This window comes from Algoriphagus resistens, from assembly GCF_001442615.1.
GTDB lineage: Bacteria > Bacteroidota > Bacteroidia > Cytophagales > Cyclobacteriaceae > Algoriphagus > Algoriphagus resistens.
In genome coordinates this window covers 161,133-178,790 of the sequence record NZ_LMXN01000012.1, presented here as the reverse complement: position 1 = coordinate 178,790, position 17,658 = coordinate 161,133, and the positions used below count along the sequence as shown (strand labels likewise).

Sequence of the window (17,658 nt, the reverse complement as noted above, 5' to 3'; positions counted from 1 at the left end):
ATGACCATTGAAAAACTAGTATAAACATATCAAATCAGTCTCACGTAATGTTTTGTCTCGGAGGCAGATTGCTTGGGTCCGAATCTGTGGGCTTTGTAGGAATGGATGGCTTCGGAGTGGCTGGGGTTCTAGGATGCTCAAAATCATAGATTTTCGCTTTAAGACCATTCATGTCGTTTTCCATTTTCTTAATAGTACTTGACAAACTATTGTATGCAGCGTAGCTACTACCCCAAGCGGCAAGAAATAAAATTAAGCCAATCAGGATTATGGTAACCATGGAGTCTGAGGTGATTTCTTCTATTCCAAAGAGTCCACCAATGGTGTCGAAGGCTATGAAGAAAATTAGAAAAGCACCAAAATAGACCAGAAGGACTATTTGAAGGATCTGGTGAAGTTTTTTCATGGGTTTTAAAATTAGTTTTAACGAATATACTAAACGGACTGAATACTAGAAAGCTTCTGATACAAGCCTTCCGTCTGCATAAGTTCGGTGTGCGTTCCACGCTGAACAATTTTTCCTTGTTCAATCACCAGGATCTCATCTGCATATTGGATCGTACTCAGTCTGTGGGCAATCACCAAAGTGGTTCTATTGCTCATCAATTTGGTAAGTGCTTCTTGTACCAGGTATTCAGATTCCGAATCCAAGGCAGACGTGGCTTCATCCAGGATCAAAATTGGCGGGTTTTTCAGCACGGCCCGTGCTATACTCAACCGTTGACGCTGCCCACCGGATAATTTAGAACCTCTTTCTCCTATAGATGTTTGGTAGCCGTGTTCCATTTTTTCGATGAATTCATGGGCATTTGCGACTTTTGCAGCTTCGACCACCTGATCTTCTGTGGCATTGTCTAGACCGAAAGCTATGTTGTTGTACACGGTATCATTAAATAAAATGGATTCCTGCGTCACGATTCCCATTAGACTTCGCAAATCTTTCAGATCAAAGGATTTCAGGTTTTTGCCGTCCAATAAAATTTCTCCTGCGGTAGGATCATAGAAACGTGGTACTAAGTCTGCCAAGGTGGATTTTCCTCCACCAGACGGCCCAACAAGTGCGATAGTTTTGCCACGTTTCAACGTGAAACTGATATCCTGCAAAACCAAGGTGTCCTGATAAGCAAAATCCACATGCTTAAGTTCTACCGAATCTTTAAATTCGGATAAAACTGCCGGATTCTTTGGGGAAGAGATATCCGTCGGGGTGTCAACTACGGTGAATATTCGCTCGGCTGAAGCGATACCCCGCTGAATGCTGCTCACTGCGCGGGAAATTTCCTTTGCAGGGTTCAATACTTGGGTGAAAATAATAATATAAGTAATGAAATCAGACGCACCCAAATCTGAGTTGCCACTTAGCACCAGACCACCTCCATATACTAGAATTCCAGCGACAACAAATACACCCAAAAATTGGGAAATAGGAGAAGCCAATTCATTTTTACGGGCCATGTTGACATTTACTCCGGCATAGTAATCGGTTTCCTTATCGAACGTTGATTTCATGAATCCCTCCGCATTGAAGGCTTTGATTACGCGCATTCCCCCTAGTGTCTCATCGAGTATATTGACAATTCTTCCAAGGGATTGCTGACTCTGTACCGCTTTTTTCTTTAATCTTCTGGTAATGCCTCCGATGATTGCCCCGGAGATGGGAATGATTAAAATGGTGAAAAGTGTCAATTTCGCAGACATGAAAAACAGTACCGAAAAATAAAGGATGATGGTAGCCGGTTCGCGGAATACGACTCGAAGCGACTGAACTATTGTGTTTTCAACTTCTTGCACGTCATTGGTCATTTTTGACATGAGGTCGCCTTTTCTTTCATTTGAAAAATAACCGATGTGCAGGCTGCTTACCTGTTCAAAAATGTCCATTCTCATCCGTTTGATCACTGTCGCCCGGACTTTTGCCAATACCACTCCCGCCAAATAAGTAAAGAGATTTGATAAAAATACCGAAATCACAATGATTATGCACACATAGTATAAGGTGCCCATTTTGCCGTATTCTTCGGCTATCTCGAGAAATTTGTAGTTGAATAAATGGGTGAAGTATTCTACAGAAAAGCTGAATTCAGGCCTGCTGGCATACACCGCAATGGACTCAGGGTCTACTTGCTCAAAAATCACATCAAAAAGGGGCTTCAGCAAGGTGAAATTCAGCAAGCCAAAAACAATGGAAAAGAACGCGTAGAAAATATAAACAGGCACGAACTTCCCATACGGCTTGGCATAGGAGAGAATCCGTAAATAGGTTTTCATAAACTAATAGTCATGGAATAATTCCGCAAGTTACGCAAAAATGCCAGTGCGGGTTTCCGATTAGTAATTGTAATCCGGGCGAATGAAGTTCCAGCGGAATGCCACCTGCAGGTAATTCGTGGTCTCTGGTTTGTCCAGATCTTGGGCCGTTCTTTTCCGGAAGGTATGTGAAGCATCAATGAAGAAGTTATGCTTCAGCATATAGCTGGCATTCAGATTCGTTTGGACTACCCGGTTTTCTATGCCCTGTCCGATTTCATTCCCAAACAATCCCGTAGGGCTTCCTTCAAGTCGATTCTTCAACACATCGCCTCCCCAGTTGGTTTCTGCATCTGGGTCCGCTCCGTAAAACTGGTACATTCCCAATAAAGTCAAATTTAGTTTTGGGATAGGTTGATAACGGATGATGCCCAGCATTTCCCGGAAATTTGCTCCCCTGGGATGAGTGAGTGGGGTACGCCAATTACTGTACGATTGATAGTTGATCTTTTCCTGAAAAGTATAAGGCCTGGCGGAGTTGAATTCCAGCTGAAGATCCAGATTGGAAATTTTAAAAAGATCCATGTACTTGTAACCGGCTTGAATTCCGAACTTGTTTCGTTTTGAACCCTCTCCGTCTTGACCGAAGAACTCAGAGAACACGAATTCATCCAGTGCAAATTGGCCATACACCTGCATGCCCGGATAGAAATTCCACTTCCCGTCTATTCCAAGCATGACCTTATCTGGCGTGCCAAGGGATTGCTCCACCCAGCGATAGAAAACGATCGGGTTGAAATAATTAAAATCTGCCTTGTCGGTCATCACAGACTCGAAGAATCCAAGATTCAGGTTTTTGCCGATGTTGAATCCCAGACGGTGAAAGGAAAACCATTTTTGAGGATATCTTCCATCTGTAGGCCTTCCCCGGTCGTACTTTACATCTGCTGTCATCTGTGTCCAGATATTCGTCAGCTGGAATTTCCAGATTCTTGTGTTGAACTTGACAAACATGTAGGGATTGGAGAAATCGGAAAGTAAAAAGGAGCGATACCCTTCGCCTATGAAATTACGATCATGACCTACTTCCACCTCAATGTGTTTGGTAATATTGTAGCTTACATGACCAAGCGCTGAAAAATAGCTATAGCCTGTCCCATTGTATTCTTTCCAGAACCCTTCTCCAGGCACCGCACCGTTATATTCTGCATAGCCTTTTACCCAACTGGGAAAAAAAGCCTCTGAAGAAGTGAAGTATGTGTAAAAGCCTACTTTTTTATCAATAGAACCCCTTAAAACCACTCCACGGGAAAGACGATTTGGGTTTTGTTCATTGTCAGGTTCTATCCCCCCATTGAGGTAGACGACTGGGCTTACGTGAATGTCAAATTCGTCGCTATAATAATGGGCAAAATCTCCGGGTCTCCTGTAAAGGCCTTTTAGGAAAGGTTTTTTTGATTCCGGAGTTTCACGACTGACAAATTCCCAGTTGTCCTGACTGAGATAAGCCAGATTGAATTTATCAGATCTGGACCGGATCACTGGATCATCGGCCAGGCTATCCAGAAATGCCGCCACATCATCTCTGCGGTAAGGCTTGGTCGCTGATCTATAAACAGGATTGTTTTGTCCTCGGAGTATATCATAGCGGTCCAGAATGTGGTAATAGTCTCTATTGTAAGGAATGTAACTCCCCTGGGCTTGGGATAAAAAAGGAACCAGAAAAACAATTACGGGAAGAAGCAGTTTTGCTGAAGCTGGAAGGATGTAGAGTTTTTGCATCGGCTAAATCTAAAAAACATTCATGAGATTGAAATACTGTTTTAGATGTTTGAGGCTAGGGCTATTTGTCCATTGGAAGATGAGAGTCTTTCTATATACATTAGAAATGGACTTGAGTAGTCTTTTATTTTAAGATCAAAAACTCTTCATTTGTGATTCTAAAACCACTTTTTATATCCTTTTGATCAATTGACTCAGAAATACTTGACAAAGATTTGGTGGATTTTCTGAAAAAGGGTAACTTTGTGCCTCATTTGAAAGAGGTACTCTATAACTAGCAATAATATGAAAGCTGATATCCATCCAAACTACAGAGACGTCGTTTTCTACGACACTTCTAGCGAGTTTAAATTTCTTACTAAATCAACTATCGAAACAAGCGAAACTATCACTTGGGAAGATGGTAACGAATATCCTTTATTCAAGGTGGAAGTGAGCTCTCAATCTCACCCGTTCTACACTGGTAAGAAAATGATGCTTGATACTGCGGGTCGTGTTGAGAAATTCAACAGAAGATACGCTCAGAAGAAGTAATTCTCTCTTATCTCAGGCTAAAGAGTCTCCCGGAGCATGGATTCCGGGAGACTTTTTTATTTTTGCCTCATGGACTCAATTTTGTTATTTGATGATCCCGCCATCCGCGGATCATTACTTCCTTTTACTTTTACCAGACCAGTGGCGGACATCCGTGTGGGGATTCTGAAAATCTCTGAAAAATGGGAAAAGATCTCAGGGGGCTCTGTGTCATTTCTTACACAAGATTACCTTCAGAAAAAATTTCCCCGCAAAGCCGGTAACGCACTGGCAATAAATGGAGCCTGGCTTCCGGATAGCAATAGCTTAAGCTTGTTGAAGTCTCTTTCCGCTGACCAAGCATTGTATTTTGGAAAGATTTTAATAGCCTCTTATATCGGTGAGACGGAAAAAAATCTAGCTTCGGTGAAAGACAAAGAAATTATCCAAATGGATTCTGAACCGCTACTTCTCTTGAAGACGTGGAATATCTTCCAATTCAATGGGATTGAAATCAGAAAGGATTTTGATTTAATTACCCAAGGTAGAAAATCAGTCAGAATTAAAGATGCCCATACTGCGCTTTACTCTCCCGATAAAATTTTTATCGAAGAAGGTGCTATAATCAGAGCATCAGTTTTGAATGCGGATAATGGCCCGATTTACATAGGTAAAAATACGGAAATCCAAGAAGGAGCGTTGATACGTGGTCCATTTGCGCTATGTGAAAGTGCTACGGTAAACATGGGTGCAAAAATAAAAGGGGACACTACCATCGGCCCGCATTCCAAAGTTGGTGGTGAAGTGTCCAACTCAGTGATATTTGGCTATAGCAACAAAGGGCATGATGGTTTTTTGGGTAATTCTGTGATCGGCGAATGGTGTAACATGGGGGCTGATACAAATACCAGTAATCTGAAAAACAATTATTCTTCAGTTAAACTTTGGGACTACACTGCAGGCAATTATACCAATACAGGTTTACAGTTCTGTGGGTTAATGATGGGGGACCACTCCAAATGTGCAATAAACACGATGTTCAACACAGGAACAGTGGCAGGAGTAGGGGCAAATGTCTTTGGATCCGGATTTCCACGCAAATTTATTCCTTCCTTTTCCTGGGGTGGAGGGGAAGGATTATCTACCTTTTTGTTTCCAAAATTTCTAGAGACAGCTAAGGCTGTATTGGGAAGAAGAGGGATTGAATTGAGTTCCGAAGATCTAGAAATCTATCATATGGTTTTCGAAATTTCCAAAAACTATAGAATTTGGGAAACCACATCCTGATTTATTGAGCCATGCAATTCGCAGATATTCCGGGGCTTCCCGAGACCAAAGAAAACCTGATCAATGCCGTCAAAAACAATCATTTGGCGCACGCACTATTATTTCATGGACCAGAAGGTTCGGCTAATCTGACCATGGCTTTGGCGCTGTGCACTTATCTGTACTGCGAAAATCCTGGTGCTACGGATTCCTGTGGTACCTGTGCCTCGTGTCAGCGTATGAGCAGATTGGTTTTGCCGGATCTGAATTTTGCCTTTCCTACCATCGCCACCACCAAGGAGGACGATAAGGATGATGATGAAAAAGTTGATCTGCTGACCAACTGGCGCAAGTTTGCTACCCAGCAACCTTACGGGAATGTGCACGATTTTATTTACTTCAATAATTTTGAGAAGAAACAACTCAATATATCCAAAGGGGCAGCCCGCAAAATAATTCAGGCGCTTTCTCTGATGTCTTTCGAAGGGGGCTACAAGATAATGATGATCTGGGCGCCGGAATTTTTGCACTCCTCGGCGGCAAATGCGCTGCTGAAGATCCTCGAAGAACCACAGCCCAAGACGCTTTTTATATTGGTCACAGGACATGCTGATCAGTTGCTGACTACGATACTTTCAAGGACGCAGAAAGTAACCATTCGTGGTTTTACGGATGAAGAAGTGAAAAACCATCTTGTCGCAAAAGGGCTCTGTGAGGAGGTGTCAGCCGATCAGATAGCCATGCTGGCAGACGGGAATCTCCGCGAAGCTTATAGACTCGTGGATCAGGTGGAAGATCTGCAGGTGAAGAAAATAAGGGAGTGGTTTTTGTCCTGTTACAAAGCAGACTTTAAAAGTATTTTTGGACTGGCAGATGATTTTCACAAAGCTGATAAAGAAGCCCAAAAATCACTTGTATTGACAGGTTTGAATGTGCTGCGGGAGATATTGTTAAAGAATGCGGACTTGGATCAGCTGCTGCGTACGCACAACGAAGATCGCACCTTCGTAAATAATATAAGCGGAAAAATCCTGAAGGAAGAGCATGTGGGCAAACTTTACGGAGATTTCAATAGGGCGCATTATCATCTGGAAAGAAACGGGAATGCGAAGTTCATCTTCACCGATCTGTCTATGAATGTGACCAGGTTGATGGCGAAAATCAGCTGATATGGAACAAAAAATAATCGGGAGGAAAGAGAAAATATCACTCCCCGAATTAGGATTGAATTTAGTGTGGGCCAAAGTGGACACTGGAGCCTATACAAGTAGCATTCATGCCGAGAACCTGGAAGTAATAGAAGAGGAAGGAAAGCGTGTTTTAAAATTCCAGCCCCTACTTTCCGGACATAAATCATTCACAGGTGAAGTGGTTACCTTTAGGCAATTCAGAGAGAAAAAAGTGAAAAATTCATTCGGTCATACTGAGGTTCGCTACTTGATCGAGACTACCTTTGAGCTTGCCGGTGAAAGCTATTTAGCAGAGTTTACGCTCTCGGATAGGTCGAGCATGAGAAATGCTATTCTCCTCGGTCGGAAAATCCTTAGAAATCGTTTTCTTGTAGACGTATGCAAAGTCAATTTAGCCAGGCAATACAGAAAGAAATAAGCTAACTACTGATTATTCACCTTGGAGTCATATAATTGGCTCAAACCCTCTAAAAATTTTCTTATGAAAATTGCAATCCTTTCGAGGAACCCAAATTTGTATTCTACCAAAAGGCTTTTTGAAGCGATTCTAAAGGCGGGACATGAAGCGCTAATTGTGAATCACAGTATCTGCGACCTTATCATTGAGCAGGATGGGCCTTCTATTATTTACAAGGGTGAAAAGCTTACAGATGTAGATGCGATTATACCCAGAATCGGTGCCTCGGTAACCTTTTATGGCACCGCAGTAGTGCGTCAGTTTGAGCTGATGGGTGCTTTTTCGGCGGTACATTCTCAGGCGATTGTGAGGAGTAGAGACAAGCTTAGAAGTTTACAAATCCTTTCCAGCGCCGGACTGGGAATGCCAAAAACCGCATTTACCAATTTTTCCAAAGGCGGGGAAAAGCAAATCATTGAGCATGTAGGCGGTGCACCGCTGATCATCAAATTGCTCGAAGGGACCCAAGGTCTGGGGGTGGTTTTGGCTGAAACTAAGAAAGCCAGCCAATCGGTGATTGAGGCTTTTCACGGTCTGAAAGCAAGAATTATTGTTCAGGAATTCATCAAAGAGGCGAAAGGGGCAGATATCCGTGCGTTCATCGTGAATGGGAAAGTAGTTGGAGCGATGAAACGTCAAGGAGCGGAGGGAGAATTCCGCTCTAATCTTCATCGTGGAGGGAAAGCAACTATCATCAAGCTAAGCAGGGCAGAAAAACAGGCTGCCCTTGGTGCTGCAAAAGCACTTGGATTGGATGTCGCTGGTGTGGATATGCTTCAATCCGCAAGAGGACCATTGATTTTGGAAGTAAACAGCTCGCCAGGCCTGGAGGGTATAGAGAAAGCCACAGGAATAGATATTGCAGCCGCAATTGTGAAATTTATAGAAGAAGGAGTGAATAAACGCCCTATGAAAATATCGAGTCAATGAGTCAAGCAGTAAAAATAGGTACAAGGGGAAGTAAATTAGCGCTTTGGCAGGCGCTTCATGTGGAGGATCTTTTGAAAAAAGCAGGCCTTGAAACGGAGGTCATTACCATTGATACCAAAGGCGATCAAATCCTGGATGTCTCCATAGCCAAAATTGGTAGCAAAGGGGTTTTTACCCAAGAATTGGAAGATCAATTGTTGGATGGAAGGATAGATATCGCTGTTCACAGTGCTAAAGACATGCAGTCCAATTTGCCGGAAGGCTTTGAAATCATTGCATTTACCGAGCGTGAAAAAGAAAATGATGTGATTGTCTCGCATGATAAATCCATTTCACTGAAAAATAACATCGTTCTAGGCACCTCCTCTACCCGTAGGGTTTCGACGTTAAAGCATTTTTACCCACATGTGAAAACAGTAGAAGTTCGTGGAAATCTGCAAACCCGGATCCGCAAGATGGAAGAAGGGCTTTGCGACGGATTATTGCTTGCCTACGCGGGAACACACCGGATGGAATATGACCATATGATTGTTTCAGAACTGGATTTGGATGAATTCACTCCCGCAGTGGGGCAGGGATCAGTGGCAATAGAAGTATCGAAAAATCTAGACCCGGATCTGAAATCTAAAATCACGGCAGCCTGTAATCATCATGAAACTTCGTTGAGGCTACGTGCCGAGCGCGCATACCTTAGGGTACTTGAGGGAGGATGTAGTATTCCGGTTTTTGCGTTGGCCTATTTCACGGGGAATCAGCTTAGCCTGAAAGGTGGAATAGTGAGTTTGGATGGAAAGGAACGCATCTCAATTGTGGTGGAAGGAAATACAGATCAGCCCGAAAAACTGGGACTAGCGCTTGCTGATAAGGTTTTTGCTGCAGGCGGAAAAGTAATATTGGATCAAATCAAAACAACCTTGAATAAATGAGAAGTCTTAGAAGTCTACTTTTTATTTTTCTTTGCGCAAGCTCATTTGCCTGTGCAGCAGAGAAAGATTACCTGATTACCATAGAGACAAGTCATGGAAATATCGTGGCAGTGTTATTTGACGATACTCCGGCCCACAAATCAAATTTCATTAAATTGGCAGAAGAGGGAAGATTTGATTCCACCGAATTTCAGCGGGTGATCAAAGATTTTATGGTCCAGGGAGGGGATGTGTTCACTAAGGAGAAGTTACCTGCCCAGGAATGGCCTACCTTGCCTGCTGAAATCAGACCTACTCATTACCATAAAAAGGGAATGATTGCCGCGGCCAGACAGGGAGATAGCATCAACCCGGAGAGAAGATCGAATGGTTCCCAGTTTTATATTGTCCTGGGCAAAGTGTACAATGAATTAGAGTTGACTACGGATATGGAGCAGCTTCAAAAGGCTTTTATGAAGTATATCGAGTTGGGAAGTCAGGAAGAGTTGAAAAATCAGTACATCAGACTATATAATGAGCAGAAATACGATAGTCTTACTACTATGCTTCTTTCCAAAAGAGAGGAATTGGAAAAATCATTGAATATAAATCTGACTAAGGATTTTACCGCTGAGCAGTTAGAAGCTTATACCACAGTAGGAGGAACACCGCACTTGGATAAGGAATACACGGTTTTCGGAGAGGTAATCCAAGGCTTGGAAGTTGCCGAGGTGATCTCAAACCTACCTACTCAACGGGATAGACCTATTGAGCCGGTTTATATGAAAGTGACTGTGGAAAAAATGCCCAGGAAGAAAATTGAAAAGGAATATAACTATAGCTACCCAAATGTCGAATAGAAAGAAGATTTTTATCACAGGAGCAAATGGATTGCTCGGGCAAAAGCTGGTTTCTCAGTTATTGGAGAAGGATGAGTTTTTGGTCATTGCCAGCGGGAGAGGAGCATGCAGGCTTCCCGGAAAAGGCTTTGAATATGTTTCTTTGGATATTTCCAATGAGAAGGAAGTGGAAAATGTGTTAGCAGAAATCCAGCCTGATATCATTATCCACGGTGCTGCAATGACCCATGTAGATCAATGCGAGTTGAATCAGGAAGCTTGCTATGATGCAAATGTAAACGCGACATCCTATTTGGTGAAGGCGGCAGAAGCTTGTGGCGCACATTTTATATTCGTGTCCACAGACTTTATTTTCTCTGGGGAGGAAGGTCCTCTGGATGAAAATGCCGTGCCTTCACCTGTCAATTATTATGGAGAGACGAAGCTCGAGGGCGAGCGGATGGTAATGAGTAGTAAGACAAAATGGTCAATTGCCAGAACAGTGTTGGTATTTGGTATTGCTCATGACATGAGCCGTACGAATATTGTGTTATGGGTGAAATCCTCATTGGAAGCTGGTAAAGAAATCCAAGTAGTAGATGATCAATTCCGTACTCCCACACTCGCGGAAGACCTCGCTGCAGGTTGTGTTTTGATAGCAGAGAAAGGGGCTGAAGGCGTATTTAATATTTCTGGGTCAGACTTTTTGTCTGCCTATGAAATGGCGATTATCACAGCGGATTATTTTGGACTTAACAAAGAATTAATCAAACGGGCGGATTCCAGTACCTTTTCCCAGCCTGCCAAAAGGCCGTTGAAAACAGGTTTTATTATCGATAAAGCGCGGGAACAGCTTGGTTTTGAGCCGAAAACTTTCCAGGCGGCAATTGGTATTTTGGCAAAACAAATTATCTTAGCCAGCTCTTAAAAAGCAGTTTATACACCCTTATTTAACTTTAGAATAATTTATGGCAGTTAGCAACGATACCGAACAAAGAGGTCAATGGGGATCCAGTGTTGGTTTTATCATGGCCGCGGCGGGCTCCGCTGTGGGCTTGGGTAATATCTGGAGGTTCCCATATCTGGTCGGTGAATACGGAGGAGGAGCCTTCGTATTTGTATATATATTATGTGTGTTGTTGATTGCCTTACCATTGTTATTTAATGAAATAGCCTTAGGTAGAAAATCAGGAAAGAACCCTATAGGAGCTATTCGTGATACGGGGGGAAATCGCTTCTGGCAGAGCGCGGGAGTACTTTGCGTGATGGTTTGTTTTTTTGTGTTTAGTTACTATTCAGTAATAGCAGGTTGGACAGTTGGATATATTTTTACCGAGATTATCAACATTCCGATTGATTTTGCAGTGTTCGTTAAGACACCTATGTATGTCATTCCATTGACTTTTGTATTTATACTAATGACTATCCTTATTGTATTGGGAGGTGTGTCAGGAGGAATAGAAAAGGCATCAAAGTTTTTGATGCCTGTTTTGTTTATCATTATCATATTTATAGCAGGTAGGTCTGTCACATTGGAAGGTGCATCTGCAGGTATAGAATATTATCTGAAACCTGATTTTTCTAAAATAAACGGTGCTGTAGTTCTTCAGGCGCTAGGTCAGGCTTTCTTCTCTATGTCTGTTGGGTGGGGCTTGATGATCACCTTTGGTTCTTATCTACCTAAAAAATCAAATATTGTCCAATCAGCGGGTTGGATAGCAGGAATGGATACTTCAGTAGCACTTTTGGGTGGTTTGATGATTTTCCCCGCCCTGTTTGCCTTACTTCCAGGCAAGGATCCTGCTGCTGGCCCGGCGTTGGTTTTCGATGTGCTCCCAAAAGTATTTGATGCCATGCCCGGTGGCAATATCGTCGGAGGGCTTTTCTTTATCCTGCTGATGGTAGCGGCTTTGACTTCTACTATCTCCATGCTGGAGGTACCCGTGGCTTACTTGATCGATGATAGAAAATGGAATAGGAGGAAAGCAACTTGGTCTGTAGGGATTGCGGCGATGGCACTTTCCGTACCTTCTGCGCTTTCACAGATTCCGGGTACTTTCTTTGCGGATCTTCATATCAATTTCTTTGGCAACAGATTAGAAGGGTTTTTCGGGATAATGGATTTTGTCTTTGGTACCTTTGCTGTGATTGTTATCTGTTTGATGCTGGCTTTGTACACGGGTTGGGCATCGAAAATTTCGGATTTTGCAGACGAATTAGCTTCAGGCGCACCTGGTTTTAAAGGACCTTTTCGAGCTGGCTGGATGTTCTTCATTAAATACATCTGTCCTATTGTTATCATTCTTTTGATTTTGAATATGTTGGGGGTAATGGGTTTTGAACAGGCTGCATAAGCTGGATTAAATCCTTCAGAATCATACTATAGGAAAAGGAAGTCTTCGGGCTTCCTTTTCTTATTTCTGATCTAAATTATGTATTGGCAAGGGAATTGCTAATTTTTCTTAAATTCTGTCGTTAGTAAGCTTACTAAACCAATAACTATAAAACCATGAAAAAACTAATCCTCTCCCTAGCTCTGCTGGCAATGGCGCTGACGGGCTATTCTCAGGGCTTTTCTTTCGGTCCGAAAATAGGATTGAGCCAGACGAAACTCGATCTGAAAAGTGACGATTTTAAAAGCGGTGATTCCAAATTTGGCTACCACGTGGGGGTCTTTGCAAGAATAGGGCTTGGAGGTTTGTACTTACAGCCTGAAGTGCTTTATACGCAGACCCAAGGGCAATTTTCATTTGATGAAGGGGTCGGAGCTAACAAGGAATATGAAGCGGATTTTAACCGGGTAGATATTCCTGTGATGCTGGGTTTTAAGATGTTTAACCTGCTGAGAGTACAGGCTGGTCCTATAGCGAGCATAAATGTGAACTCGGAGCTGAAAGAAGCCGGAGAAACAGTGCGGGACGTAGATTATAAAGACGCTACCATAGGATACCAAGCGGGTCTAGGTGTGGATATAGGGAACCTGATAATAGATGCCAAATATGAAAGTTCTCTTGATAAAGTCACTGGAAATGTGGGGAATTTCAGTACAGACCAACGGGTGAATCAGTGGATTCTATCGGTTGGGTTCAAACTTTTCTAATTTCCTTTACAATCAAAAAGAAATACCCGGTTGATGAATTTCAACCGGGTATTTCTTTTGGCGTTAGTTCTCAACTAATCTGGTTTTGTAGATGACAGAGTAGTCGTTTTCAGCCTCTGAGAAATTTAAAGAAAACCAGATTTCATCCTTGGAAACAAATTTGTTCAGTTGCCCAAGAATCTCTGGTTTGGTGATGGGCTGACTGAGGGATTTGCCGTCAAAAATAACCAATCCACCCTGATTCACTTTTCCCAGTTCCTCCCATTGCTTGTTCATATCACCTCCGGCTCTCGCAACAGCTTCATCGTATTCCTCGCTGGTCAAGCCTGAAAGAAAGTCTATTATGAACTGCTGATTTTCTAGTGCAATTATTTTATTTATCGTGCCGGCATACAGCTCACTGATATTGATGTTATTTTCTACCTGATCACTTTTAGGCTCATTTTCCACAAATACCTCAAAAGGAATAGTTCTTGTCGATCCCAAAGTGGACAGATCGGTTAGCGGATACGCAAAGATCTTTGCCTCGTGTCTGTAGGAAATGTATAAGCTGTCGCTATCGATAGCATACGTTGGATAGGTAGAATAAAACTTATATGCTTTTTCGCTGCTGCTAAATTTTGAGCTTTCAGGAAAGGTGACCGCAGGTGAATAGGTCTCCGTTTGCAGATCGAGAATTTCTATGTGGGTAGAATTCTGCTGGTATTCGATTCCCTGGCTTCCAAATTCCTCGGCGCTTCTTCCAGGAAGATTGAGATAGAGTTGCCCTCCGTGAATCATCAGGTTCTCTGCACCGCCTATTATGATTTGAGCCATTGGAGTAAAATCCGGTTCATAATGTTTCTGTAATGAGCCTTGAATGTCATATCGATATACACCGCCGGTGGTGGGGATCAAAAATTCTTCATTGTTCAAAAACTTACTTTTTCCATAGAGGTTTTTCCGATATTGGTTCGGGCCTTCACCGCTCAGTTTGTACTGAAAAAGTAACTCCCCGGTAGCACTTACAACTAGTATAGAATCTGTGTTTTGATCTCTCAGGAGAAAAGTCTGGCTATCCGGACTGATATCCATCATCTCTAAATTCCCGAGATGATCCACCACCAGAGAATCGTAGATCTCGAATTCTAATGATTGTTCTGAAAGAGGGGTGGAGGTTTTGCTTTCCTCTTTTTCTGCAGTGCAGGCTAGTATGGTAAAAACAAATGAGAGAAGATATAAGTAGTGTGGTTTTTTCATTTCTTTACAAGTTGCAGTTTATAAAAAGTCAGATAGTCCTGCTCTTCGCCTAAGTATTCGTCATTTCGGAGAGCGTAGAAGGGTTTGGAGAGGGATTCGATATTTAAGATCCTTCCTATTCTATAGGAGAGATTTATTTCATTAGAAAGTGTGGAGTCAGGATTGATTATTTTAATTACCTGCCGTTGGTATTTCTTATGCAGGGGAAAGTTTTCAGGTTTTTTTAATTCATTTTGCTGATAGATGTCCTCGGGGATTCCTTCTGTGTAAAGCACAAAAATCCCTTGTTCGGTTGGATAGAATTGCAGGATACCTGCATCCCTCATTTTATTAAAAGAAATGTATTCGTAGGGTTTTGAATGCTCTCCATTTTCTAAAAATTTTGAAGGTTTGAAATTAAAAGTATGCTGATACTCATTGTTTTTGGCCAAGTCGTATACATGTATCAGCGGCTCATTTTCCAGGGTTAAGTAAAGGTGGTTTTTCAAAACAACGAATTGTAGAAAAGGGCGCTCAAAATACTTATCTGTGGAATACCTCGAAGTTTTTGGAATTCTTATGATAGGTTCAGATTCTCCAGTTGTTGGATTGATTTTCTCAAGGAGAAAATGATCACGGAAGAAAAAAGGATCATAGGGATTAGCTCCGTCCCTTCCCGGGTAATATGAAATGATTTTCCCATTCCAAATGTCTAGGTTTTTCAATAACCCTCCTCCGTCTTTGGCTTCAGTAGGGAATTCAAGTTTAATTTCTCTTTTAAAAGACAGGTCAGGGTTTAGCTCATAAAGCCAACCCATGAAGCTTGCGGCCAAGACCTCACCTTCGTCTAAAATTTTGATTTGGGATGGATATTGAATTTTTCCAGGGCCTTCAGTAGGATAAGATTGCTCATGTAGGATTTTGCCTGTGCTATCAAATTTGAGCAGCTTGTTTTCCTTAAAGTTAAATATAACTCCAATTCCATTTTTGTAATCTGCTCCACCCACCGTTCCGAGATAATCCACCTGAATAGAATCCACTACCTGCAGTTCCCATTCATTTGAAGCATGTGGCGAGTTCTGGTTAGATTCGGTTTTGTGTGAAGAAGAGCAGGCGAAAAAGCAGGTGGTGGCTACCACGGCTAAGAGGTAAATGTTTTTCATCTTTCAGTCAATTTCATTTTATAAACACGTAAAAAATCTTCTTCTATATCCGGATCTGGGATCTTTTGAAACCACGCATACCCCCCTCCGCTGGCGTAGGTACCTCCTCCGGTTTTGTCAGGAGGGCCTATATTTCCAAGAAAACTAAGGTCAGATAGCCCATAGATTAAGGTGCCTTTAGCAGTTTCTTCTTCAATTTTTTGGAACATCTCCCGGGCTTCCTCTTCCTTTCCTGCTTGCCACAGCGCACTTGCCTCTTGCGACTTTAGTGGATCCGTGCCGGAATAATAGTTCAGCAACAGCAGGCTGTCCAAGATATGTATGTTTCTGACCGAAGCAGAACCTCCGCGGATTTCTACGTGACCTTCTTGGAATTCCGCACGATCTTTACCTTCTGGTAAAAGAAATTCCGGTATGTCAAGTTGAATAGTAGTGTCTAGGATTGCTCCCTCAGGACTAAGGCTATATACATAGAGCTGAGGATCTCCCCCGTGTACAAAATAAAGCCTTCCGTCTTTTGCCTCGTACGCAGGGGAATAGTCGCTTTGGATGTAGCCTTTGCCATTCTTGAAGTGGCTTCCTTCTTCGAAGGGAATCATTTCCGTCATAGATTTTGCTTTCACATCCACCAGCTCCAGTGCGCGGTAAGTGTCATAAAACTCCTGTTGCCCTGGGAATGAACTCCGAGGACGAACTGAGGTGGGAATCAGATAGTCCTGACCATTGAGCATTACAGTTTCAATCGACTTTCCTATGAAATTCATGGTGCCTGCACCACTTAGTGACTCTGGGTGAGGTATTTTTTTTTGCATAGTTCCGTCGAAATCAAAAATAAATAAGCCATTCATTCCATAAACGGCGACTTGATTTTCGCCGTAAAACCCCGGGGATTCCAGCATAAAACCATAGGCATCAGGCGTATCTTCAAGTTTGGAAAAAGTGTGGATTATCTTTCCTTTAGCATCAGCAGTAATTATTTTTTTACTTGGGCTATCAAAGAAAACCAGTTTGTTCCCCTCTGAACTGACAGCCGTAAGCATGGGATTGCCAAGGAATTCCAGGTCTAGGGAATCTACGGTCTCCCATTCGTAAACTTTTTCTTGGAGGGCTTCTTCCGTATTATTTTCCGTGCATGAAATGATCAGGAGAATTGAGCACAGAATTAAAAGAGTTTGTTTCATAGCAAGCATGTTAAAAGTCTTTTGCTTAATAAGATAGTAGTTTAAAAAACAGGCACAAAAAAACTCGGCATGTTTGACCGAGTTATGTCTTAGATTCCTAATCAATCTCACGCTCTATGTACGGCCAGATTGTCTCAAATACAATCTGATGTCCTTCTTCAGTTGGATGAATCCCATCTGGTAGATTTAGCTCAGGAATTCCTCCTACATTTTCCAAAAGAAAAGGAATAAGTGTCACGTTTTTTTCTTCCGCCACAGCAGGATACATGGCCGTAAATTCACTGGCATATTCCTGACCCATATTCGGAGGAATCTGCATGCCTGCCAATATAATTTTTGTCTCTGGGAATTTTGATCTGACTTTGTCGATGATTTTCAGCAGATTGCTTTTGGTTTCGGTAAGTTTGATTCCACGGAGCCCATCATTCCCCCCAAGTTCAAGAATGAATACTTCCGGTTTTTCTTCCAGAAACCAATCCAATCTACTCAGTCCTCCGGCGGTAGTTTCACCCGAAAGACCACCATTGATCACTTTGTAGTCTAACCCTAGGCTGTCAATTCGCTGCTGTGTTAAACCGGCAAAGCCATCTTCTGGATCGATGCCGTAGGCTGCAGTTAAACTATTGCCAAAAAACAAGATGATTTTTTGATCTGACTTCGTCTCTGCGGTACTTTCAGATATAACTTCAGTCTGTGTGGTTTCAGCTTTTTTCTCAGAACAAGAAACCACTGTGGCCCCTAGAAAAAGTACGGCAGATAAGAAGAATGAGCGGTGAAGATTAAATCGCATAGAAATCTGGATTGTGAAATGTAAAACTATATACCCAAAAGGATTTTAAGGTAAAAGGTTCAAGAAAAAGTAGCGTT

General features: G+C 42.3%; 17 protein-coding genes. 10 read left to right on the top strand and 7 right to left on the bottom strand.

Annotated elements, in window-relative coordinates:
- Positions 1 to 40 precede the first annotated feature (40 nt).
- From AS141_RS19260 to AS141_RS19250, 3 genes are read right to left on the bottom strand one after another with little or no spacing between them, the layout of a single operon-like run.
- Positions 41 to 406, bottom strand: coding sequence for a hypothetical protein (locus AS141_RS19260; protein WP_057939328.1), 366 nt, complete (start codon positions 404 to 406; stop codon positions 41 to 43).
- A gap of 29 nt (positions 407 to 435) precedes the next feature.
- A complete protein-coding gene (locus tag AS141_RS19255) occupies positions 436 to 2,268 on the bottom strand; it encodes an ABC transporter ATP-binding protein (protein ID WP_057939327.1) in 1,833 nt (610 codons plus the stop codon).
- Positions 2,269 to 2,328: 60 nt separating this feature from the next.
- Complete coding sequence (locus AS141_RS19250) at positions 2,329 to 4,029, bottom strand: hypothetical protein (protein WP_057939326.1); 1,701 nt, start codon at positions 4,027 to 4,029, stop codon at positions 2,329 to 2,331.
- Between the two features lie 285 nt (positions 4,030 to 4,314).
- Between AS141_RS19250 and AS141_RS19245 the strand changes: the two genes are divergently transcribed.
- The 10 genes from AS141_RS19245 (at position 4,315) to AS141_RS19200 (ending at position 13,229) form a co-directional block, all read left to right on the top strand.
- On the top strand, positions 4,315 to 4,563 hold the full coding sequence (locus tag AS141_RS19245) for a type B 50S ribosomal protein L31 (RefSeq protein ID WP_057939325.1): 249 nt from the start codon (positions 4,315 to 4,317) through the stop codon (positions 4,561 to 4,563).
- Between the two features lie 69 nt (positions 4,564 to 4,632).
- A complete protein-coding gene (locus AS141_RS19240) occupies positions 4,633 to 5,829 on the top strand; it encodes a GlmU family protein (protein ID WP_057939324.1) in 1,197 nt (398 codons plus the stop codon).
- An 11-nt stretch (positions 5,830 to 5,840) separates the two neighbouring features.
- Entirely contained in the window at positions 5,841 to 6,977 is a 1,137-nt protein-coding gene (locus AS141_RS19235; protein WP_057939323.1) for a DNA polymerase III subunit, read from the top strand.
- A 1-nt stretch (position 6,978) separates the two neighbouring features.
- Positions 6,979 to 7,416: an ATP-dependent zinc protease family protein gene (locus AS141_RS19230; protein WP_057939322.1), complete on the top strand. Its 438-nt coding sequence runs from the start codon at positions 6,979 to 6,981 to the stop codon at positions 7,414 to 7,416.
- Between the two features lie 63 nt (positions 7,417 to 7,479).
- Positions 7,480 to 8,385: a 30S ribosomal protein S6--L-glutamate ligase gene (gene rimK / locus AS141_RS19225; RefSeq protein WP_057939321.1), complete on the top strand. Its 906-nt coding sequence runs from the start codon at positions 7,480 to 7,482 to the stop codon at positions 8,383 to 8,385.
- Positions 8,382 to 9,311 (top strand): hydroxymethylbilane synthase, encoded by a 930-nt coding sequence (gene hemC / locus AS141_RS19220; RefSeq protein ID WP_057939320.1) that lies wholly within the window; start codon positions 8,382 to 8,384, stop codon positions 9,309 to 9,311. The genes rimK and hemC overlap by 4 nt, the downstream gene beginning before the upstream one ends.
- Positions 9,308 to 10,150, top strand: coding sequence for a peptidylprolyl isomerase (locus AS141_RS19215; protein ID WP_057939319.1), 843 nt, complete (start codon positions 9,308 to 9,310; stop codon positions 10,148 to 10,150). Before hemC ends, AS141_RS19215 begins: the two co-directional genes overlap by 4 nt.
- Positions 10,140 to 11,057 (top strand): SDR family oxidoreductase, encoded by a 918-nt coding sequence (locus AS141_RS19210; RefSeq protein WP_057939318.1) that lies wholly within the window; start codon positions 10,140 to 10,142, stop codon positions 11,055 to 11,057. The genes AS141_RS19215 and AS141_RS19210 overlap by 11 nt, the downstream gene beginning before the upstream one ends.
- A 40-nt stretch (positions 11,058 to 11,097) precedes the next feature.
- Positions 11,098 to 12,483, top strand: a complete 1,386-nt coding sequence (locus AS141_RS19205) for a sodium-dependent transporter (RefSeq protein WP_057939317.1) — start codon at positions 11,098 to 11,100, stop codon at positions 12,481 to 12,483.
- Between the two features lie 155 nt (positions 12,484 to 12,638).
- Positions 12,639 to 13,229, top strand: a complete 591-nt coding sequence (locus AS141_RS19200) for a porin family protein (RefSeq protein WP_057939316.1) — start codon at positions 12,639 to 12,641, stop codon at positions 13,227 to 13,229.
- Between the two features lie 63 nt (positions 13,230 to 13,292).
- On the opposite strand, the gene AS141_RS19195 is transcribed toward AS141_RS19200, so the two are convergent.
- From AS141_RS19195 to AS141_RS19180, 4 genes are all read right to left on the bottom strand, one after another.
- Positions 13,293 to 14,468 carry a hypothetical protein gene (locus AS141_RS19195; RefSeq protein WP_057939315.1) on the bottom strand — a complete coding sequence of 392 codons (1,176 nt, stop codon included), beginning with the start codon at positions 14,466 to 14,468 and terminating at the stop codon, positions 13,293 to 13,295.
- On the bottom strand, positions 14,465 to 15,610 hold the full coding sequence (locus AS141_RS19190) for a hypothetical protein (protein WP_057939314.1): 1,146 nt from the start codon (positions 15,608 to 15,610) through the stop codon (positions 14,465 to 14,467). Before AS141_RS19190 ends, AS141_RS19195 begins: the two co-directional genes overlap by 4 nt.
- On the bottom strand, positions 15,607 to 16,791 hold the full coding sequence (locus AS141_RS19185; protein ID WP_232424965.1) for a hypothetical protein: 1,185 nt from the start codon (positions 16,789 to 16,791) through the stop codon (positions 15,607 to 15,609). Before AS141_RS19185 ends, AS141_RS19190 begins: the two co-directional genes overlap by 4 nt.
- Positions 16,792 to 16,888: 97 nt before the next feature.
- Positions 16,889 to 17,581, bottom strand: coding sequence for an arylesterase (locus tag AS141_RS19180; RefSeq protein ID WP_057939312.1), 693 nt, complete (start codon positions 17,579 to 17,581; stop codon positions 16,889 to 16,891).
- Positions 17,582 to 17,658: the final 77 nt, after the last annotated feature.